This window comes from Edaphobacter acidisoli, from assembly GCF_014642855.1.
GTDB lineage: Bacteria > Acidobacteriota > Terriglobia > Terriglobales > Acidobacteriaceae > Edaphobacter > Edaphobacter acidisoli.
Window position 1 is genome coordinate 327,703 of the sequence record NZ_BMJB01000003.1, and the last position, 20,939, is coordinate 348,641.

General features: G+C 58.6%; 16 protein-coding genes. 3 read left to right on the forward strand and 13 right to left on the reverse strand.

The annotated features are described in order from the left end of the window. Positions 1–81 precede the first annotated feature (81 nt). From IEX36_RS16360 to IEX36_RS16385, 6 genes are read right to left on the reverse strand one after another with little or no spacing between them, the layout of a single operon-like run. Complete coding sequence (locus IEX36_RS16360) at positions 82–1,458, reverse strand: TIGR03013 family XrtA/PEP-CTERM system glycosyltransferase (protein ID WP_188760638.1); 1,377 nt, start codon at positions 1,456–1,458, stop codon at positions 82–84. Positions 1,459–1,475: 17 nt separating this feature from the next. Then, positions 1,476–2,456, reverse strand: a complete 981-nt coding sequence (locus IEX36_RS16365) for a CpsD/CapB family tyrosine-protein kinase (protein ID WP_188760639.1) — start codon at positions 2,454–2,456, stop codon at positions 1,476–1,478. After that, entirely contained in the window at positions 2,453–3,376 is a 924-nt protein-coding gene (locus IEX36_RS16370; RefSeq protein ID WP_188760690.1) for an ExeA family protein, read from the reverse strand. Before IEX36_RS16370 ends, IEX36_RS16365 begins: the two co-directional genes overlap by 4 nt. Positions 3,377–3,378: 2 nt before the next feature. After that, positions 3,379–4,920, reverse strand: a complete 1,542-nt coding sequence (locus IEX36_RS16375; RefSeq protein WP_188760640.1) for a GumC family protein — start codon at positions 4,918–4,920, stop codon at positions 3,379–3,381. Between the two features lie 9 nt (positions 4,921–4,929). Beyond that, a complete protein-coding gene (locus tag IEX36_RS16380; RefSeq protein ID WP_188760641.1) occupies positions 4,930–6,273 on the reverse strand; it encodes a hypothetical protein in 1,344 nt (447 codons plus the stop codon). Between the two features lie 8 nt (positions 6,274–6,281). Next, entirely contained in the window at positions 6,282–6,902 is a 621-nt protein-coding gene (locus tag IEX36_RS16385; protein ID WP_188760642.1) for a polysaccharide biosynthesis/export family protein, read from the reverse strand. A 506-nt stretch (positions 6,903–7,408) separates the two neighbouring features. Here IEX36_RS16385 and xrtA point away from each other — a divergent pair. From xrtA to IEX36_RS16400, 3 genes are all read left to right on the forward strand, one after another. Then, positions 7,409–8,326: an exosortase A gene (xrtA, locus tag IEX36_RS16390; RefSeq protein ID WP_188760643.1), complete on the forward strand. Its 918-nt coding sequence runs from the start codon at positions 7,409–7,411 to the stop codon at positions 8,324–8,326. Continuing rightward, positions 8,323–9,009 (forward strand): exosortase C-terminal domain/associated protein EpsI, encoded by a 687-nt coding sequence (locus tag IEX36_RS16395; RefSeq protein ID WP_188760644.1) that lies wholly within the window; start codon positions 8,323–8,325, stop codon positions 9,007–9,009. The genes xrtA and IEX36_RS16395 overlap by 4 nt, the downstream gene beginning before the upstream one ends. A 173-nt stretch (positions 9,010–9,182) precedes the next feature. Next, complete coding sequence (locus tag IEX36_RS16400) at positions 9,183–11,357, forward strand: tetratricopeptide repeat protein (RefSeq protein ID WP_229669077.1); 2,175 nt, start codon at positions 9,183–9,185, stop codon at positions 11,355–11,357. 95 nt (positions 11,358–11,452) lie between these two features. Here the strand turns inward: IEX36_RS16400 and IEX36_RS16405 are convergent, their stop codons facing one another. From IEX36_RS16405 to IEX36_RS16435, 7 genes are all read right to left on the reverse strand, one after another. Further along, positions 11,453–12,169: a lysophospholipid acyltransferase family protein gene (locus IEX36_RS16405; protein ID WP_188760646.1), complete on the reverse strand. Its 717-nt coding sequence runs from the start codon at positions 12,167–12,169 to the stop codon at positions 11,453–11,455. A 34-nt stretch (positions 12,170–12,203) separates the two neighbouring features. Beyond that, a complete protein-coding gene (locus IEX36_RS16410) occupies positions 12,204–14,837 on the reverse strand; it encodes a TonB-dependent receptor (protein ID WP_188760647.1) in 2,634 nt (877 codons plus the stop codon). Positions 14,838–15,063: 226 nt separating this feature from the next. Then, complete coding sequence (mpl, locus tag IEX36_RS16415; RefSeq protein WP_188760648.1) at positions 15,064–16,500, reverse strand: UDP-N-acetylmuramate:L-alanyl-gamma-D-glutamyl-meso-diaminopimelate ligase; 1,437 nt, start codon at positions 16,498–16,500, stop codon at positions 15,064–15,066. Positions 16,501–16,518: 18 nt separating this feature from the next. Then, complete coding sequence (locus IEX36_RS16420; RefSeq protein ID WP_229669078.1) at positions 16,519–17,463, reverse strand: S66 peptidase family protein; 945 nt, start codon at positions 17,461–17,463, stop codon at positions 16,519–16,521. Further along, positions 17,460–18,263, reverse strand: coding sequence for a diaminopimelate epimerase (gene dapF / locus IEX36_RS16425; RefSeq protein WP_188760649.1), 804 nt, complete (start codon positions 18,261–18,263; stop codon positions 17,460–17,462). The genes IEX36_RS16420 and dapF overlap by 4 nt, the downstream gene beginning before the upstream one ends. A gap of 59 nt (positions 18,264–18,322) precedes the next feature. Further along, on the reverse strand, positions 18,323–20,014 hold the full coding sequence (locus IEX36_RS16430; RefSeq protein ID WP_229669079.1) for a hypothetical protein: 1,692 nt from the start codon (positions 20,012–20,014) through the stop codon (positions 18,323–18,325). Further along, complete coding sequence (locus IEX36_RS16435; protein WP_188760650.1) at positions 19,995–20,939, reverse strand: PfkB family carbohydrate kinase; 945 nt, start codon at positions 20,937–20,939, stop codon at positions 19,995–19,997. Before IEX36_RS16435 ends, IEX36_RS16430 begins: the two co-directional genes overlap by 20 nt.

The following is a 20,939-nucleotide window of genomic DNA, read 5'->3' on the forward strand; positions in this document are numbered from 1 at the left end:
ATCCGACATGCACATACGAAGGCCCTCCACAAAAGGAGGGCCTTCGCATGTGCTGAGATTTTCTTTCCGTCTCCTGGCCCTTTACTGCGATCCCCGGCGGCGGACGATTGTCTTGATGGTCTCGAACATAATCAGCAGATCGAGCCCAAGCGACATGTGCTTGATGTAGTAGAGGTCGAACTCGAGCTTTTCGCGCGCTTCAGCCAGAGTTGCGCCGTAGCCGTAGCGTACCTGCGCCCATCCAGTCAGGCCGGGACGGATCATGTGGCGCAGCTCGAAGTATGGAATCTGTTCGGCGAGCCAGGGCACGAACTCCGGCCGCTCCGGCCTGGGGCCGACAAAGCCCATGTCGCCCTTGAGTACGTTCCAGAGCTGTGGCACCTCGTCGATGCGCGTCTTGCGCATGAACATGCCAAACCGTGTGACGCGTGGATCGTTTTTGCTTGCCCACTTGGCGCCGCCTGCTTCGGCATCGGTCCTCATGGTGCGGAACTTGTAGACGGTGAAGTTGTGACCACCCATGCCTACGCGTGTCTGGCGGAAGAAGACAGGCCCCGGCGATGACAGCTTGACCAATAACACTACGAATGGAAAGAAGGGCAGAAATATCAGCAGCCCGATCGCCGCTGCAAGCGTGGAGACGACGCGGCGCATAATCTGCTGCGAGGGCTTCACCTTGAAGCCTTCACTGTAGATGAAGCTACTGGGCCTGAGGCCATCCAGGTAGAGCTTGCCCGTTAGCCGCTCCAGCAACGTACCGGCTTCTTCAATCACGACGCCGTCGAAACGCAGATTCAAGAGCTCGCGCATGGGCAGGCCGCCACGACGGTCTTCGAGCGCTACAATCACGCGGTCGACGCCAGGCGTGTCTCCGCGAAACCGCTCAAGCGCGGCGCGGAAGACCTCCTTACGATCAGCCTCGGCAACTGGCGTTTCATCCCAGGCGACGACTTCCATTCCAGCGTCCCTGCGCGTGCGGAGAATCTGCGCCACCATCTGGGCACGCTCTCCTCCGCCAAGCACATACACCCGCTCGCGAAAAATCTTCTTCCCCAAAAGCCACGAGTACGCGCCGCGCCAGAGGACGAGCGCTACGGTCAGGAACATCAGCCCGACCAATAGAACGTAGCGCGCGATGTCTGCCTGTGGATAGAGGTAGACGATGGCTGAGAGCAGGAACGACAGAAAGCCCAGCACCAGCAGCAGACGGAAGTAGATCTCCCACTTGGCCGACATGCGCTGCGGCTCATACAGATCGAAGTAGTACGAGCAAAGCAGCGTCAGAACGGTGAGGGCTGCGATCTTAATCCAGCCGTACTCATAATTCAGAACCAGGTACGAGTCTGGCCCGACGATCAAGAGCGTGGCCAGCAAAAACGAACCGCTGACAATGAGCGCCTCGCACAGCAGAAGAACAATGCTGCGCGTCGGGTAGTACACGTTGAATAGGCGAATCATCTTTCTGAACGCCCTCGCTAGTCCTGGCTGGCGTCGTAGCCGTAATAGTCGCCAACCTGGGGAGCCTCTTGAACGGCATTGAGGACAAAACCCAGAACGTTCGAGGCCTTCAGCTCGCTCTGCGCTCGCTGTGCTACAGGGAACTTCGTGATTCCCGAGCGCGCAACCAACAGCACGCCATCGCATGACCGCGCCATGTTCACCGCGTCGGAGACGGGCAGCACAGGCGATGAGTCGATAATGACCCAATCGAAGTATGGCCCGACCGTGCGCAGAAGCTCGCCGAATCGCGCACTGCCCGAGAGGTCGGCAGCCTTATCCCCTCCGTTGCCACCGGCGATGAACGTCAAGTTCGGCAGCGTGACATGGCCCGAGGGCGGAGTCTCTGCGCGCTGCATCACGTCCAACAAACTGGCCTTGCCGCCAAGATACTCGGCTAATCCGGGATGCGACTCGCAACCGAGAATCTGGTGCAGCGTGAAGCGGCGCATGTCGCCGTCGATGAGGAGCACTCGGGAGTTTTTGTGCCGGGCCAGGCTCATGGCGAGGTTGATCGAGATGAAGCTCTTGCCTTCCTGAGGGAGGCCGCTGGTAATCAGAATCGACTTGAGCGGCTTGATATCGCGCAGTTCATAGATACGCGAGCGCAGGCTGCGGAACTGCTCGACCGCTGGGCCACGCTGCAGCAGCGCAGGCAACTGTACCAGAGAAGGCGACCAGCGCCGCCGCACAACCTCGTCCAGGCCTGACGGGGGCTCTATTGTTATCGGGGCCGCCGTCGCGGAGGACGTCTCCTGAAAGGGGAGCACCACCGGTCCCCGATCCATCGTCTCGGCAACTGCGGTTTGATGGTCTCCGTTGAAAGGTGAAGGCACGAATGGATCACGCTCGCGCGGCTCGTGGTTCAAGTCCTGTTCGCGAAGCTGGTTCTGCTCCTGGCCCCGCTCCAGCTTTCGTTCTTCTTCAGCCTTTTGCAGTGCTTCGTAAATGCGGCTCATCGGTCTCGCCTTCCAGTCGTTTCTGCATCAAAAGGATTTCTAAGGTTGTGGGGTTCGTCTATGACTCCACGTGACGAGCCGCCCATTGCGGCTGCCGAGATCAAAAATGGCTGCGTCTCCAGCTCCAGCTCCTGTGCTACTCCCTCCACCATTGCCGCTGACACCTGCTCGATTTGCTCGACATACGCCACGATCAGCGCATGCTCGCACAGCAGATTGATGATTCTGGGGATGCCGCGACTGTAGCGATGAACCAGGTCCAGCGCATCCAGCGAGAACAGTGGCCGCGTCGCGCCGGCGATGCGCAGACGTTCGCCGACATAGGCGTGAGTCTGACTCTCGCTGAGCGATTGCGTTCTACACCAGAGCGCAACTCTTTGCCGCAGCTGACGCACACTTGGATGGCGCAGCTTCTCTTCAAGCTCTGGCTGGCCGGAGAGGACGATCTGCAAGAGCTTCTCCGACGAGGTTTCAAGATTGGTCAGCAGGCGAATCTCTTCGAGGAGGTCCCACGAGAGATTCTGCGCTTCATCGACGACGACTACGCAGGTCTCTTCCATGCGAAAGCGTTCAATCAGCCAGCGGTTGAGCTGCAGCAGCATTCCGGACTTGGTCCGGGTCTGCGGGACGATGCCGAAGTCGGTCAGCACGAACTCAAGAAAGTCCAGTGCGTCCAGCCGCGGATTGAAGACAAATGCCGTCGAAACGCGACGCCCGTTGAACGAGCTGAGCGCACGGCGCAGCAGAGTCGTCTTGCCCGTACCTACTTCGCCCGTGAGGACTGTAAAGCCTTTGCGCGCCGAGATGCCGTACTCGAGGCACGCCAGCGCCTCGCGCGTATGCGGCATCATGTACAGAAACCTCGGGTCGGGACTTGTCCCGAACGGACTGGCTTGCAGTTTGAAGAAGCTGTTATACATCGTCACCCGCCCACATTCATCAGCGTTTTGTCTCCCGCTGTCACGTCAGGTTTTTTGCGTTTGAACCATCCCCGATTGCTCGCCAGAGGCCGCCCCAGGTCCTGGTCGAATTCTATGACGGCCAGGGTTGGCAGCTTGGTGAAAGCCCAGATGTCGCGCTCCGAACGTACAGCTGTGTCCTTGTACTCAAACAGTGCCGACAACAGCAGTCCCAGCGCGATACCTCCGGCAAGACCGCCGGCAAAAAATACGCCACGTTTTGGGAACTCTGGCGACTCAGGCAGGTTCGGCTCATCCATGACTGTGAACTGCTCGCCCTGCTGGCGGCGCTCGAGGTCTGTTGCCATCTCCGACTGATTCATCTTGTTGAGCAGGTCGTCATAGAACTGCTGAGCCGTCTGCGTGTCACGCGTGATGTTCTTGTACTCTTCCTGCACCTGCGGGCTGGACGAGATGCGGTCCTGAAATACGCGCGCCTGCCCCTCCAGCCTGCCCTGCTCAGACTTCTTCTGCGCGATGCCTATGTCCATTGCATGGATCTGCGCACGCAGTTGCTGAATCGCCGGCGAGTCGTTGCGGCTGGGCGCCGTACTCGGTGGCGTCTTCACCACCGGCGCCGCAGGAGCCTTGGCCATCTGGGCCTGCAGCTCTGCAATCTTCCGCTTGGCCGCAATCACATCTGGATAGTCGTCGGTATAACGCGTCTGCAATTGCGTCAGGGTATCTTCCAGCTTTTCAAGCTGTGCCTCTTGCGCGGCAGGAGCTGACGCCGAGCCACCGGTGGACTGTGCGGCCTGCTGCTGCGCCACCTGCTGCGACAGAAGCGTTTCGGCATAGCTCCGGTCCTGCTCCATACGGGACAGTTGCTGCGTCGCAGCATCCAGCTGGGTGTTGACCGTGCCCATCATGCTCAGGTTGGTCTGGGTCTCGTCCGGCAACCTGCCTGCATACTGCTGCTGGAACTGGGCCAGCTTTGCAGCCTGCTCGTCCAGCTTGGCCTTGGCGTCGTCTAACTGCCCTTTAAGAAACGCCGTTGTGCCTTCGGCAGAGGTCTCGCGCGCGTGGAGATTCTCGCTGACAAACAGCGATGTAATCTCGCCGCATACAAGCTGCGCGGTTCGTGGGTCGCTCGCCGTGAAGGTGATAAAGAAGCCTGGAAGCCCTCTGGTCAGGTCCGACTGAATCGGCTTGATCCCGATGTTCTTGCGCGCCAGATCGATGCGGTCGTCCATCGACATATTCTTGTTCGCATACAGGTTGAAACGCTCGATGATCGGAGCCAGCCGCGAACGGCTGAGAATCTGTTCCTTCATCGTCGCGAGCCGCGAATCGAGGTCTTCAGTCACGACGGGCTTCACGTACGATTCCGGCACCTTCTGCTGCTCGACCAGGACCAACGTCTGCGAAAGATACTGGGGCGGGACGAAGTAGCTGACAGCGTACGCGATGATTGGAAACAATACGGCGGGAATAGCAATGACCCACCATCGTCTCTTTAAAATCGTGCCCCAGTCTTCCGGCGTTAGTGGACGATGACCAAGCATGATGACTCCTTAAAACTGACCGAGACGCAGCGCACGCGGCGCATACGTAATCCCGATCGCAAGCGTTTGGGACGTTCCATTGAATGCATTCGTCCCGGTGTAGTTGGCGCTGTAGGTCTGGTGCTGCGCAGCATAGCTACCGTAGATAGAGAGGCTCCGGCTCAACTGGTGCGTAACCTGGAACCCGCCGAAGACCGTGTCGAATGATCCGCCCAAGGGGATCGTCAGTCCTGGCGGCGGAGTCACTCCGCTCTGGGTAATTGACTGGGTATGCATGTAGGCTGCATTGATACCTGCCTGCCACCGGCGCCCGAACCCGTGTCCAACCGCGGCCGTGACCGTGTCACTGAGGCCGCCATATTGCACGCCGTAGCCGCTGTTGACGCCGCGTGAGTAACCGAGCTGCGCGTTCGACAAGCCGCGAGCGTAGGAAAGACCGACGCTGACCGCCGCATTCAGGCTATTGGGAATGAGGGTCTTGTCGGAGCTCGTCAACCACTGCGGACCCGCCGAGATGTCCAGCCCAATTGAGTGGGTCAGGAGCCGTGTATAAACTCCGTTGACGCCGCGGGTGACGAAGTTGATTCCGCCTTCAGCCTTGCCAAAGGTAAACAGCGAATACACAGCGTTAACCGCCACCGTGTCACGAGCATCGATCCTGTGGTTCAAGGCTGCTTCGCCCGAGGCATCGGAGGTGTCATATCCATCGGCGTTGCCATCGAGAAAGTGCAGGATGCTCCAGTCACCCATCGCGCTCACCGATGTCTTGCCCGTAATCAACCTCTCAGCGCTGCCAGACACAGTGTTGCCTACGCGGTTGCCCGAATAGGTCAACAACCCGCCTGCAGGACCCAGTGGAGAGCTTCCAACCGGAGTCGTACCCACATCGCCGACGCCAGGAATGCCGGAGAATCCAGCAATCGGCGACTGAGGCAGATAACTCACTGAATCCGTCAACCCAAAGGACCACTTGCCCGCCATCAAGCCTTGCGATACCGCCAGGTTTTGATAAGTGGAAGTGTTCTCATTCGATGACTCGGCAAACAAGACACCGCCGCCATAGACCATGTTGAATGGAGCTCTCGCACTCCCCGACCCGTAGCTTAGGTCTCCGTTGATCGAGCCAGTACCAGTCCAATTGCTTGGTCCGAAGTAGCCGTACTGTTCGATCTGCGAAGCCCCAATGGCATAGTGCCAAAGGCCATCCGAGGACGGAAGGTGAAAGCCGGAACTTGTGCCCGCAATCGAAGCGGGCGTGGACGAGGCAGAACTGGTCGCCGTGGGTGTTGCCTGACCGTAGGCGGCGATTCCAGGCACTGCCAGCAGGGCCAATATTGATATCGCTGTTCTCATATCGCGCCTCATGGAACCACAATCGTGTCGCCCGGTTGGAGCGAGATGTCCTGACTGTTATCGCCCTTGAGCGCTTTCTTGTAATTGAACGGGATTTTCTGTTGTTTACCCTGAACCCCGCGAAGGATATAGATGTGCTTCTGGTTGGCGAACATCGTCAAACCGCCGGCCGCGGCAATTGCCTGGAGCGGCGTCATGCCTGGAGTCAGCATCGTGGGGCCGGTGTGATTAACTTCGCCAATCAGGAAGATCTTCTGGCTGTTGACTGACATGACGACAACGGAGACTACAGGATCCTGGATGTACTTTTTGAGTCTCTCCGTAATGTCGCCGCTTAACTGAGTTGGGGTTCTGCCGGCAGCGCGGATATCGCCCAGCATCACCATCGAGATTTTGCCGTCTGGGCGCACTGGAAACGTGCCGGAGAACGATGGCTCCTTCCACACGGTCACAGACAGCGAGTCGTCTGCGCCGATTACATACGTGTCCGGATTCACCGTCGGCGAAGCTGCCGAGGCCGCAGCCGCGGACGGGGCCGATGCGCCTGTTGCCGCCTGATTCTGCTTCTGGGCCATCGCCACAAACGGCAACGACGCCATGACAGCTAATACTGCATAAGCCAACTTCATTTGATAACTCCCATTGCTGGTGGACATTACATCTGGTTTATATCTACTCTGATGCATCCTGACCCGCTCCAGCGGTATCACCATCAATACATTGAGGATGACCTCATGAACAGATAACCACCAATTCGGCAGTGTCCTTTTCTTTTCAAGCCGGTCTATCTACCCAGCCCTACTGTATGCAGTATGATTGCCAAACACGTTACCAACCCATAATTTTTAGCCCAAGAACCTCAAAATTCATCTCTTACGGGCGTTTCTATTGTCCAAGCGGCTGAAATTCCTTTCCACGACACTTGATTATGGGCTTTCGATTGCCCTCGAGACCTTGTTATGGTGCAGAATAGCAGCATTGGTGGGAAAAACTTTTCCTCCTCGAGGGGTCATTGCCTACCACTTTCGTAGACTGTTGCCGCCTATCGCGGAAATTTCATGAAATTTGACGCATCACACCCTGGAAGGGTAATTGCTAACAGTTTGTGCGTGCAGTATAACGGCTAAACAAAATGATGAGTGACAGCGCAGAAACCGCACAACTTACGCCTCCACCAGAGACTGCGCAGCAGGAGACTCCAAGTGACGCTCAGGCCGGTTCTTTCCGTGCCTGGTTGCCCTACGGCATCATTGCGCTGCTGCTCTGTGTCGTCTATTACCGGATCGGACTCAAGCTGGTCCATGACTGGGCCACCATCCCGGATTACTCACACGGCTTTCTCGTCCCGCTTTTTTCATTGTTCCTCGTCTGGGACCGCCGAAAGGTTCTTCGCGCCATACCTGTCCGTCAGTCATGGGCGGGAATATCGCTTGTTGTCTTCGCGATCGCAGTCCTGATTCTCGGCGTCTATGGCGTCGATCTGTTCACCTCGCGCATCTCGTTTGTGCTGCTGATGGGCGGCCTTATCTGGACCTTCTTCGGTAGCCGAATGCTGCGCGAGCTGCGTTTTCCGCTGCTGGTGCTTTTGCTGGCCATTCCGTTCCCTGAGATCATCTTCAACAAGATCACCTTTCCGTTGCAGCTTCTGGCCTCACGACTGGCCAGCGACATTCTGCCAATGATCGGCGTGCCCACGCTGCAGGAAGGCAATGTGATTCAGTTGCCCATCATGAAACTCGAAGTCGCCGAAGCCTGTAGCGGCATCCGTTCACTGATGAGCCTTTTCACCCTGGCCATCTTCTATGGCTACTTTCTTGAGAAGTCCACTACCCGCCGCGTCATTCTTGCCATCGCCGCCATCCCCATCGCGGTTGCGGCCAACGCAATCCGCATCGTCGGCACGGGCCTCTGCGTTCAGTACTGGGACCCGGACAAGGCGCTCGGCTTCTTCCATGAATTTTCCGGCTGGGTCATCTTCGTCGTCTCGCTGGTCTTCCTCTATTTCGTTCATCGCCTTATCGAGCTCATTCCGCGCAGGAGACAGACGGCATGAAATCAGCAAAGTTCTGGACCGTCCTTGTTCTTCTTGTGGGCGCGATCTTCGTGCTCAACCACCGCGGCGATGCTGACAACGTCCCGTACAGCGAGCCGCTCAGCCGGTTTCCAGCAACCGTCGGGAGCTGGCAGGCAACGGATGTTCCGCTCGATGCGGATACGCTCGCTGTGCTTGGCAAAGGCGACTTCCTCAACCGTGTCTATACTCGTCCGCTTCCGGCTGGCGATCAGAACAGCGATCCGATCGCAGCGAATTACGATACCTCGCTGCCCGTCAGTCTCTTCATCGGATACTTCGCCACACAGCGCACCGGCCAGACGATGCACTCACCGCAGCACTGCCTGCCTGGCGCCGGCTGGGTCTTCGATTCACACAAATACACCACCATTCAGGACGTCAACGGCAAGAATTACGACGTCGGCGAATATGTCATCAGCAACGGCGAGCAACGCCAGTTCGTCATCTACTGGTATCAGGCGCATGGGCGCAGCATTCCCAATGAATACGTGGCCAAAGCTTACATGGTGGCCGATGCTATCCGCATGAACCGTACCGACGGTGCGCTCGTCCGCGTCATCACGCCCGTGCTTTCGGGCGAAACTCTCGCATCAGCCCGGGCGCGAGCCCTGAGTTTCACCGGCATGATGCTTCCTTCTCTGCCCAGGTTTATTCCCAACTGAGCGTCTATTTTTTCGTTCAAACAGATCAACGGAGAACATTTGAGATGAGAACTTCACCAGCCTCTAAAGCGTTCCGCATTCTTACTGCCTTGTCTTTATCGCTTGTCCTTGGCACGACTCTCGGTTGCCATCGCGACCCCAATAAGGTCAAGCAGAGTTACCTGCAGAGCGGTATGCGCTACGCGAACGAGGGCAAACTAAAGGAAGCCTCCATTCAGTTCGCTAACGCCCTCAAGATCGACCATAACTTCGGCGACGCTCACTATCAGCTCGCCAAGGTTTACCTGAAAGAGGGCAGCTACATCCCCGCTTATGCCGAGTTGCTGCACACTGTCGATCTGGAGCCCAACAACGTCCAGGCTCGGATTGACCTCGGCAATCTGCTGCTTGCCGGCCACCAGGCTGACAAGGCTCTCGAACAAGCCGACGCTGTCTTGAAACTCGATCCGAATAATGCATCTGCCTATTCGCTTCAAGCTGGTGTCTCTGCATACAAGGGCGATCACGCTACAGCCATCCAACAAATTCAACATGCAATTTCTTTGAAACCCGACAACGCGCAGTTTCACACCACGCTTGGCCTACTTCAGGCATCAGACCCGTCCACGGCCACTGCTGGCGAAGACCAGCTCAAGAAAGCCGTCTCGCTCGACAGCAAAGACGCGACCGCTGCGCTTGCGCTTGCTTCCATGCTCGAGCGCAAAGGAGACCTTCCCGGAGCACAACAACAGCTTCAGGCTGCCGAAGCAGCAACACCGAAGAACGTAGTCGTTCGCTCGGCGCTCGCCGACGTCTATCTCCGACAGAACAATACCGCACAGGCTGAGCAGACACTGCGACAAGCCACGGAAGACCTCAATGACACCGATGCCGGTGCCGGATTGCTCGCCAGCTATTACATCCGTACCAATCAGCTACCTCGCGCCGAGTCTGACTATGCCGACATGGTCTCGAAACACCCGAAGAGTGTGCCCCTGAAGTTGGCCTACGCGCGCATTCTTGTTCTGAACCACGACATCTCCAAGGCTAAGCAGGTCGGCGACGATCTTGCCAAGACCGACAGCTCGCTGCCTGAGGTCGCTGTACTCAACGGCATGCTGCTGCTGAACGATGGGAAGTCCAACGATGCCTTCACGCTGTTGCAAAAAGCGGCTAAGGCCAACCCCGACAGCTTCGCCATCAAATTCTGGCTCGGCCGTGCCGCCATGGCCAAAGGCGATATGAACACCGCGCAGCAGAGCTTCTCCGACGCGGTTCATATGAACCCGAAGAATATGGAAGCGCAGGCAGCGCTGGCCAGCGTCGCGATGCAGAACCACGACTACTCCACACTCGCGGATGTGGCCAAGAGCGCCATGGCCGCAAATCCCACCGCGTCGACACCATACGTCTGGCAAGGCATCGCAGAGGCGAACCAGAAGTACTATGACCGCGCTGAGGCTGACTTCAACCAGGCGCTCAAACTCAACCCGAAGGACTGGGAAGCTACAGCCCAGCTCGGACAACTTCGCCTGATCCAGCATAAGCTTCCCGAAGCACAGAAGCTGCTGGAACAATCGCTCGCTGATAATCCAAACAATGCACGCGCACTCGGTCTGATTGTCACGGCCATGTCCGCTCAGAAGCAGCCTATCAAGGACATTATCGCTCGCGTTCAGCAGCAGATCACCAAAGCGCCGAACAACGCAGAGATGTATAGCATGCTCGCTAATCTGCAACTCGCCTCAGGCGACGCAGCCGGAAGCCTCTCCAGCGCACAGAAGGCCCTTCAACTCAATCCTAACGACTCCGGCGCAACCATGGCATACAGCCGCGCCGAGATTGCTCAGGGCAATACCGCACAGGCTGTCGAGAAGTGGAAACAGTGGACACAGAGCCATCCGGGTGACGCACGGGGCTTCACCATTCTGGGTTCGCTGCAGGAAGCACAGGGAGACCGCAATGGCGCAATCGCTTCGTATAAGTCGGCCATTGGCATCCAACCCGACCAGGCCATGGCCAACAACAATCTCGCCAACCTGATGATCGAGACCGGTCAAAACCTAGACGTTGCGCTCTCTTACGCTCAGGCGGCGCGTCGCGCTCTACCTACCTCGCCCAACACTGCCGACACGCTCGCCTGGGTTTACTACCAAAAGGGCAACTATGAGTCGGCCCGCGACCTGCTCGAAGACGCAACCAAAAACGAGCCCAACGACGCTACGATCCACTATCACCTGGGCATGACCTACGCCAAGTTGTCACGCAGCTCCGATGCAACGGCTGAGCTCAAAAAGGCGGAGTCGCTTGCACCACAAAACTCGCAGACCGCCAAGGATGCACAGAAGGCCCTCGGCTCCATCAGCTAACTGAACAACAACGCAATCGAGCCCCATGCATGACGCAGCAGATCGCGCATGCATGGGGCTCTTGCATTGCCATCCGATTCAGCTTCGCCGCCTTGCTATTCAATGGGCCGCATCTCCTCCGGAAGCGCCTCGGCAATCGCTGCTCTGACTGCACGCAGAGTCTCTTCGCGGTTTGCGAACGCTGAAGGCTCGATCGGAGGCAGCAGCCGAAGCTTTGCCACTCCAGGCAGAATCGCAGCACTTCCCTTCTTCATCATCGTCTGCGTTCCCGAAAGAACAATCGGCACGATCGGGGCCTGCGTCTGCTGTGCAAGGAAGAACGGACCCTTCTTGAATGTGCCCAACCGCCCATCTCTGGACCTCGTCCCCTCCGGGAAGACGACGATGCTTAACCCGGACTGTAACGCCTCGGCTGCTGCCTTCACACTAGCCTGCGCGGCATCGCGCTTGCCTCCACGCTCCACGGGGACAAACTTGCCCATTCGCATCGCAGTACCCAGAATCGGGATGCTCATCAGCTCTTTCTTCAGCAGCACCGAGCAGCGCATTGGCATCGCCGGCAATACGACTGTCGGGTCCAGGTTCGAGACGTGATTGCACATCAGAATGCAGCTTTGGTCCGTGGGAATATGCTCGAGCCCCTCGACCTCGACGCGAATGCCAGCCGCTTTGACTCCGGTCTTGACGATCCACATCGCGACCCAGTAGAGCGGCCCGATGTCCTGGATGAGAAAGCTGATCGGGATTCCCACGATCCCGGCAATCGACCCGAAGGTGATGTACACAAACAACAGCTTCAGCGTCGCGAACATACCTTTTGAGAATACAGCACGCAGCGCCGCTCTCTCAGAAGCTATAGCGCAGTCCCGCCTCAACACGTCTGCCGTTATCTGCAGCATACGGCCGCCCGAACAGCGGCGAACCCAGCACACCGCCCACACCCGTTACATTCATGTGGTTCAGTACGTTCGACGAGCGAACATTCGCTGTGAGCGTCTGCTTGTGCTCCGCCTTCTGTTTGCGAGTCAGCGGGAACGCACGCTGCACATTCATGTCCAGGTAAACCCTGGTCGGCATTACACCCTCATTGCGCGGGAAGACACCGATGCCGCCGCTGGCCACCAGCAGTCCATACGGCGTCGAAATCGCCCCTGGAGTTCCTGGCGCAGCGTACTCCGGCCGATCGTTGAAGTTGCCATCGCCATTGTTATCGAAGCCGGTCGTGATGTTGTAGCGCCCTTCGGCGCCGCCATTCACATTTGTGCTGAGTTCTATTTTTTCCGGCAACTTGAATGTCGCATTGCCGAAAAAGTTCCACTCATTCTGCCCGGAACGATGCGCCAACTCCCCCGCATTCGAGTACGCATTCTGCGGCGTGAAAAACTCGTTATCGTCCGTATCGTCGATCAGGTCCACCCGCACCGCGCCCATAAAGAACTGCACATGCTTCAGCGTGTGCTGCTCAATCCCGAAGAACTCAGCATTCACGCGCCCCTGGCCGCTGTTCTGCATTTGAAGAATATTCACGTTCGCAACGCCAGGCCGCGGGCCAAATGGATCACCGTTCAAAGGCGCATTGATATTGTTCGAGCGGGTGTAGTTCCAGATGCGCCCAATGTAATAGTCGGCAGAGACATTGAACCCATGCGGCAGCGTACGCGTCCCTCCGATGTTTTCTGCGGCCCACGTCAGGTTCGTGATATGCGGCGAAAACACGCGAAGGCTATGAATCGGAGTTGCACCCAGGAACGGATCTCCATACACCGGGTTGTACACCGTACTGGTGATGCGGTGGATACCGTCCTCGCGCAACATCTCTGCATACGTGCCAGGGCTATATTGTCCCGCGAACATGCCCGCATGTGCATGCAGCGTCCACGTGCCCTTCTTCGTCGGAGACCACAAAATACCCAGCCGCGGCGTGATCGAGTTATACAATGCAGGATTGTTCTGCAAGTAATACCGAAGTCCCGCCGAGATTTGAACTCCGTGCTGCAACTTCCAGTCATCCTGCACAAACAGCGCATCGCGTACCAGGGTGAAGCTCACATCGGGCGTTCCTGCCACGTTCGTAAACGCGGTAGGCGTCCCCGCGATATAGTCCTGCAACGATCCGAAGATATATGTGCCATTGAAGTTTGAAGTCAGCTTCTGGTGCTCGTCATTCATAAAGAACTGCACGCCCGCCTTCAGTGTGTGGTTCTTCATCGTCAGGATCGCATCATCGTCTGCTTCAATCTGGAACTCGCTCAGCCGCTGCGCGCCGATCGTCGCTCCACCTCCGGTGAATGCTCCTGCAACCTGCACCTGAGTTGCCGTTGAGTTCGGCGTGTCCGTCTCGCCGTCCCAGCGAAAACTCACGCGCGCCTCGTGCATCAGGTGTGCCGAAGCCGTCGTCACATCGCTCACGCGAAACATGTGCTCATATTTCTGCGCGTCGTAGCCATTCTCTGCAAGTGAAAGCCCGCCCACGCCCACGTTGACGAGGTGATTCACGTTCGCGCTGTAACTCGTAATGAACGTATTCTTCGCACCGAGCTGCCAGTCCAGTCGTGCTGTCGCCAGCCACAATCGCTGTGGGCTTGCGACATTCGCAATCGTACTCACGGCATTTCCCTCAGCATCGAACCCCGTAACTGCATTTACTACCGCAAAGTTGTCGATGCTGCGATGCTCCAGTGTCAACGCGAAGTCGCTTCCCGTCTTGCGCACCGGACCTGTCAGTTCAAATCCGTATCGCTGCTTGCCCAGCGGAGCTTTACTCACCGAAAACGGATCGCGCGCATTCTCCCATGGACTTCCATTCGTCATGAACAGCGCGCCGTGATAAGCCTTTTGTCCCGGCTTGGTGTAAACCTCCACACGTCCTCCCTCAAACGGAGGCTCGCGATATTGCGCGGAGAACTGGTCGGGGTTCACCTGGATGTAGGCGATCGAACTCTTCGGCGGCAGTGCACTCGAGTCCTGAAAACCATCCACTGCAATCGTTGTGTTTGCCGGATTTCCTCCAAGCGCTGCCGCAAGCTGTTGTAGCTCACGCTGCAGATCATCGGGATCATCTGCCAGCGACGCCAGACGCGAGCCGGAGATCGTCTGCGTCGGCCCGCTGGAGTTCGTATCGGTCGCTGCCGAATCCGTGCCCGACACATCCACCTGCGTCTCCACAGTCGCCACTTTCAGCACGACATCGAGCGGGGAACCATGCGGAGCCGTGAACGTGACCGAGCGATTCGCAAATCCGTCCATCGTCACGATTAGCTCGTGTTTACCGGCGGCAACGCACGGAAAGACAAAACGCCCATCGCCTCCGCTCGTCTCCGCGGCGCTATGGTCCAGCTCCAACTGCGCACCAGGAATCGTAGCCATCGTGCTGTCCTGTACCATGCCGGAGATACGCGTGCCATGACACGGAACCTGCGCATGAGCACTCGTCAGCGCGAAAGCAACCGCGGCAACGGCAACAACAAAACTGCTCTTCATGACAATCTCGCTTTTCGTACCTCTTCCAATACGAAAGCTCACGCACAACAGTTCCCTTGGCCGGTTTACTTTCTGAAAAATTAAGCATGACCGATTACAAGTGGGCACAAACGTATCTCAGCCAACTCCTGTCGTCGTTGTTTTTGTCATTACAGGTCGGTTGTTTTGTCGCCGCAGTTTTGCGCACCACCAACCACCAAAGTCCAACCCATCTGGATCAAAGGATTTAGAGAAGAGACCGAGAAGAAAGAGTCAACGCCTCCGGCAACTTGTGGTAGATGTCGCCGAAGCCGCCATTCGACAGGATCGCCACCACGTCACTCTCGCGAAGCTCAGGAGCAAGCGCAGCCACAATCGCGTCCGCATCAGGCAGGACAGCCGCGGGAATGCCGCGAGCATTCAGCGCGGCAATGACGTTCTCCGGAGCCAGCCGCTCCGCTTCAGGAATGCTCTCCGACTTGAACACCGCCGCCAGGGCTACGCGGTCTGCAAGCGCGAGGCTCTCCACCAGATCGGCCTCAAATACATTCCGCCGCAGCGTGTTCGACCGCGGCTCCAGCACGGCAATCAGCCGCGAGCCGGGATACGCTCCACGCAACGCACGCAGCGTCTCGCGCACCGCCGTTGGGTGATGAGCAAAGTCGTCGATGATCGTTACGCCACCAACAACGGCCCGCACCTCCAGCCGCCGCTTCACGCTTCGGAACGACGCGAGCGCCTCGGCAATCGCCGCAACCGAAATGCCCTGCCCCGCAGCAAGCGCAGCCGCCGCCGTTGCATTCAGCACATTGTGCTCACCTGCAACCGGTAGGCTCAGCTCAGCAAATCGTTCGCCGCTTCGCAGCAATGTCCAATGCGAGACGCCTCCTTCGTGGCGAAGGCTTGTCACGCGCCAATGCGAACCCTCGGCAAAACCGTATCGCTCGACCGGGCAGAACGCCCGCGCCACGCACTCGGTAACATTCGCGCTGCCATCGAACGCAACCACACGGCCCCGGCGCGGCACCAGATTGACCAGGCGCTTGAAGGCCGTCTTCACCGCTTCAAGGTCCGGATAAATGTCCGCGTGGTCATACTCAACGTGCGTCAGAATTATTGCATCCGGAAAGTAGTGGAGAAACTTCGGGCCTTTGTCGAAAAATGCCGTGTCATACTCATCGCCTTCCAACAGAAAAGGACGCGTGGGCCGCACCTTGAAGCTCGTTGCGAAGTTCTCCGCAACACCGCCGATGAGGAACGACGGCGCAAGCGCGGGGTTCGTCCGCGAAGCTACCTCGTAGATCCACGCGAGCATGCTTGTCGTCGTTGTCTTGCCGTGCGTTCCCGCGACCACCAGCGGCTCGCGGCCAACAAGGAACTCATCGTGCAGAATCGCCGCCATCGAACAGAACGGGATGCGCTCGTCGAGCACCCGCTCCAGCTCCACATTGCCGCGCGAGATCGCATTGCCAACGACCACCAGGTCAGGACGCGGGTTCAGGTTCGTTTCCGCGTACGGCTGGTGCACCGCAATCCCCAGCGCAGCCAGTTGGTCGCTCATCGGCGGATACGCCGCAGCGTCCGAGCCCGTCACGCGATGTCCCGCAACCTGCAACATCCCGGCGAGCGACGCCATGGCCGTGCCGCAGATACCAATCAGATAGATATGTTTTGAACTTTGCATGTTGTGCCAGATTAGAAACTAGACCCGGACTGCGGTCTCCAGAAAGTGCATCCGCGGATTCCCCGCGTCGGTCAGGTCAAGCGCAACGCGAATGCCGAGCGGGAGTGTGACGTTCGCACCATCCACATGTCCCGAGCGCAGCCCAATCGCAATGGGCCCATCGAAGCTGCCGAGCGAGTGCAGAATCGCCCGCTCCAGCAGGTCCTGTTCCTCAGCCGTAATGCACTGCCGCATATCTCCGAAGACAATTCCGCGCACCCGCTCCAGCAATCCTGCATAACGCAGATGCAGTAGCATCCGGTCCCACTGGTACGGCTTGGTTCCGATGTCCTCAAGGAAGAGGATGCTGTCCTCGGAGACCTCCGGAGCATAAGGAGTACCCAGTGCTTCGGCAAAGATCGAGATGCAGCCGCCGGTCAGCCGCCCCTCGGCGCTTCCGCCGCGAAGAACACGCAGCCCCTCCGTCGCTCCAAGCGTCCACGAAGCCGAGCCCTCGAAGCAGCTGCGCCAGCTTGCGAGATCGACTCCACCATCTCGCGCGAAGTCCGCTGCAACCATCGGCGCGTAGTACGTGACCAACCCTGCTTGGCGCTGAAGCCAGATGTGTAGCGATGTGTGGTCGCTGTAGCCGATGAACGGTTTGGGATTGGTACGAATCAATTCGGCATCGAGATACGGCAGCAGCTCCGCCGAGCCCCACCCGCCGCGCGTGCAGATGACCGCATCCACCTCCGGATCGGCAAACGCAGCGTGAAAGTCCTCCAGCCGCTGGTCGCGTGTGCCTGCGTAATAGAGCGGGCCGCTATCGAGCGCATGTGCGCCCATCACCGTGCGATATCCAAGCGAGTGCAATTGGTTTATGCCGCGAAGCACGCGGTCGCGCTTCGCCGCGCTCGCAGGCGAGAGCACGGCCAGCATCGCGCCAGGACGCAACGCCGGAGGCTTCACCAGAGATGCGCTCACAGGCCCACAACCTCACCGATGCAGATAATCTCTGCCGGTCCCGTCAGCCGCATCTCTGCTTCGGCCGTTGGCCAAACTGTGCGCTGCGAGCCGCCTTCAGCTACGGCCGTCAGCTCGCGCTCGACTCCGCGCAACGCCATCGACGCAGCCGACGAGGCGCATGTACCTGTGCCTGACGAAGTCGTCGGCCCGCAGCCACGCTCGTAGATGCGGAACGCAATCTCGTCCTTCGCGAGCACACGCACGAACTCGACGTTCGTGCCATGCGGGAACAACGGGCTGGTGCTGATGCGTGCTCCGAGCTGCTGCCATGCGAGCCCGTGCGTGCTGAAATCTTCCGAGTCAACGAAGATGACGAAGTGTGGATTCCCTACATTCACCATCGCGCCGGCCACGTTGCCGACACCCGGAACTTCGATCGTCCGCTGCATGACGCGCGGAATGCCCATTCCACTTTCGATCAGATAGAGCGGGTCTTTGGCTTCGACGACGCGGCAGGTCCTCACGCCGCCATGCGTGCCCAGCGCCACCTCGTTCCGCCCTTCGTTCTTCGCCAGCCATGCCGCCACGCAACGCGTGCCATTGCCTGAGAGCTCAGCCTCGCTGCCATCAGCATTGAACAGTCGAAGAAAGAGCTCGCCGTTGGACTTACGTTCAAGAAACTCGATGCCGTCTGCGCCTACGCTGGTGTTGCGCGCACACAACTTTCGCGCCAGATCGGCGTGTCGCCGTTGAGCCAGATGCTCTTCAATCACCAAGAAGTCGTTGCCACAGGCGTGTGCTTTTACAAAAGGAACCATTCTTCCTATTCTGCATCAACATCGCAAAAAGCCAAGACTTTTACCAAGAACAGCAGAGGTTAAGGGTGCGTTGAAGACGGGGCGTTTCCGAACTTGTTCGACTGATAGATCCGCGCGCAGGGCTGGCCGGTCGTGCAAAGAATCGTCAGCTCGGTCAGGCCATCCGGATGCTTCTGAACTGCATCGGACACGGCATCGCCGGCAATGGCGACGACATACGCGGCATGCTCGGCAGGCGCATTCAGCGCAATCTGCCAACTCTGCTGGTCTTCCTCGTTGATCGTCTGGCGCAACGGAATCCCCGCATCCTGAAGTGCGCCGATAAAGCTGGAGTTGTACATCAGGATGGGCGAGCCAGGCGGGAATGAGTCGAGTACCTGCGCAAGCGACTTCTCAAACGCCACGCGCGTGGTGGAGTTGACCTCTGCCTCCTTGAGCACCAACGGCACCTTGTACATCATGGCAATCGTGCTTAGCACAATCAGCAGAATCGCTATGGGTTGCATCAGGCGCGCGGCCAGCGGTTGCCGTTTATTCACCCACTCCTGCGCCCACGCCGCCGCAAAGAAGGTGAACACGGCAAATGCCGGCAGCATCTCCATGCCGTAGCGCGAGTTGTAGTACGAGTGCGGATAAAGCTGCGGGATGAAGATGGGCACCGAACCGTACGCCACCGCGTAGATATAAAACGGGAGCGGCACCCACAGCAGCAGTGACGCCAGCGCAACTCTGCGGCGGATTGCCAGTACCAGTCCCGCAAGCGCGGCCGCCATGACGCCAAAGCCAGTCTCCCACGCGGCTGCGTCCACCTGTGCCGAGCGCGTGTAGAGCACCAGCGCCCAGAGCGGATTGTGCCATCCGCGATAGTGCCCTGCGCCCGGCGGAGTCGTCCGCTTATCAATCGCAGCCGCGGAATAAGGCCCGCGCATGAAGTCCAGCCAGTCGTGGAAGAAGTGCTGATTGTAAGCAAACCAGCCCACCGGTCCGGCAACCGTCAGCAGCGTGAAGACCACGAACGATGTGGATACGCTGCGCCAGACGTCGCGTCTCTGCGCAAGCTGCCACGTCAGCACGCACCACACAGCCGCTCCCAGAATCCATCCATCGTATCGAGTGAAGACCGCAGCGAGAATCAGCAATGAGATAAAGATGAGGCGCCGAGAGACCAGCGCTGTCTCCGCCACATTGATGGCGTCAACGCACTCCATCGTCAGCAGCACCATCCAGATGACGATGGCCAGAAACAGTGGCTCCGTCATCGCGGTGGTCGAGAGATACAACAGGTTAGCGTTCAACGCGAAGAACCCCGCAGCGGCAAAGGCCCAGGCAGCCGTCATCATGCGGCGCGAGAGCCTGTAGATGCCGGCTACTGCGAAGATGTAACTCACCAGCGACGGCCATGCGCCGGCAAGACCGTTCTGCCACCACTCCATCTTCTGGGCGAACGGAGCCATCAGCAGATGAGGCAACGGCAGCCACACGCCACCGAGCTGCACGAGACCGGGATTACGCGAGTCGAGGATGCGGCGCGCAATGCCCAGATGCGCTACCGCATCGCCGTAGAGCAGCAGATAACCTTTCTGGATGCAGACCACGAGCGCGAGAAAGCCCAGCACCAGCGCGGCCATGGCGACAGGAAAGGTCTCCTCCCGCGTGGCCGGACGTACCTCCCCGTCGCCAGTGCCGTTGAGCACGACCGGATTGAGCTTCGCCGGTTCGCTCTTTGCCGCTTTACGCCCCCGTGTAGTCAAGGTGCGAGATCTCCTGAAACAGCTTGAAACGTGCGTCAATCTCTTCGCGCGTCACATTCTGCAGACGCTCCGTACCGAACCGCTCCACAGCGAACGATCCCATCACTCCGCCGTAGAACATCGCCTTGCGGAAGACTGCCGGCGTGAGCTCCGGCTGCGAGGCGAGATAGCCGTAGAACCCTCCGGCAAACGAGTCGCCAGCGCCGGTCGGATCCACCACCTCGGCCAGAGGCAGCGCAGGCGCGCGGAACGGATGCCTGGCCTTCAGGCCGCCACCGAAAGAACGCTCGCTGAAGAACGCCGTCGCGCCGTACTCGCCGTGCTTAACCACCAGAGTCTTCGGCCCCATCGCCAGGACCTTCTCTGCGGCGACGACCAGGTTCTTCTCACCGGCGAGCATCCGCACCTCGCCATCATTGATCAGCAGAACGTTCAGCTCGCGCATGACCTTTTCAAGGTTCGCGCGATGATCGGCGATCCAGTAATTCATCGTGTCGCCGCACACCATCTTCACCTTCGGCATCTGGCTGCGAACACGCGCCTGCAACACTGGGTCGATGTTGGCAAGAAAGAGATACTCGGTGTCCTTATATGCCTCGGGAATCTTCGGCTCGAAGTTCGCAAACACATTCAGGTCAGTGCCCAGCGTCTTGGCTTCGTCCATATTGCCCGAGTAGGCGCCGGTCCAGTGGAAGCTCAGGCCATCCGCGCGCTCAAGCCCGCGCGTGTCGATACCGCGCCGTGTCATCACAGCTTCGTTCTCAGCGCTGAAATCTTTGCCAACAACCGCGATCACGCGCACATCGGTAAAGTAGCTTGCAGCCAGCGAGAAGTGCGTTGCCGCACCGCCAAGACAATGGTCCACCTTGCCATGCGGCGTCTCAATGCTGTCGAACGCCACCGAACCTACAACGAGAATTGCCAT

Bases quoted from the DNA above. Each gene is read 5' to 3' on its own strand.
- IEX36_RS16360 (WP_188760638.1), bottom strand. From the start codon at position 1,458: ATGATTCGCCTATTCAACGTGTACTACCCGACGCGCAGCATTGTTCTT.
- IEX36_RS16365 (WP_188760639.1), bottom strand. From the start codon at position 2,456: ATGAGCCGCATTTACGAAGCACTGCAAAAGGCTGAAGAAGAACGAAAG.
- IEX36_RS16370 (WP_188760690.1), bottom strand. From the start codon at position 3,376: ATGTATAACAGCTTCTTCAAACTGCAAGCCAGTCCGTTCGGGACAAGT.
- IEX36_RS16375 (WP_188760640.1), bottom strand. From the start codon at position 4,920: ATGCTTGGTCATCGTCCACTAACGCCGGAAGACTGGGGCACGATTTTA.
- IEX36_RS16380 (WP_188760641.1), bottom strand. From the start codon at position 6,273: ATGAGAACAGCGATATCAATATTGGCCCTGCTGGCAGTGCCTGGAATC.
- IEX36_RS16385 (WP_188760642.1), bottom strand. From the start codon at position 6,902: ATGAAGTTGGCTTATGCAGTATTAGCTGTCATGGCGTCGTTGCCGTTT.
- xrtA (WP_188760643.1), top strand. From the start codon at position 7,409: ATGAGTGACAGCGCAGAAACCGCACAACTTACGCCTCCACCAGAGACT.
- IEX36_RS16395 (WP_188760644.1), top strand. From the start codon at position 8,323: ATGAAATCAGCAAAGTTCTGGACCGTCCTTGTTCTTCTTGTGGGCGCG.
- IEX36_RS16400 (WP_229669077.1), top strand. From the start codon at position 9,183: ATGCGCTACGCGAACGAGGGCAAACTAAAGGAAGCCTCCATTCAGTTC.
- IEX36_RS16405 (WP_188760646.1), bottom strand. From the start codon at position 12,169: ATGTTCGCGACGCTGAAGCTGTTGTTTGTGTACATCACCTTCGGGTCG.
- IEX36_RS16410 (WP_188760647.1), bottom strand. From the start codon at position 14,837: ATGAAGAGCAGTTTTGTTGTTGCCGTTGCCGCGGTTGCTTTCGCGCTG.
- mpl (WP_188760648.1), bottom strand. From the start codon at position 16,500: ATGCAAAGTTCAAAACATATCTATCTGATTGGTATCTGCGGCACGGCC.
- dapF (WP_188760649.1), bottom strand. From the start codon at position 18,263: ATGGTTCCTTTTGTAAAAGCACACGCCTGTGGCAACGACTTCTTGGTG.
- IEX36_RS16435 (WP_188760650.1), bottom strand. From the start codon at position 20,939: ATGGCAATTCTCGTTGTAGGTTCGGTGGCGTTCGACAGCATTGAGACG.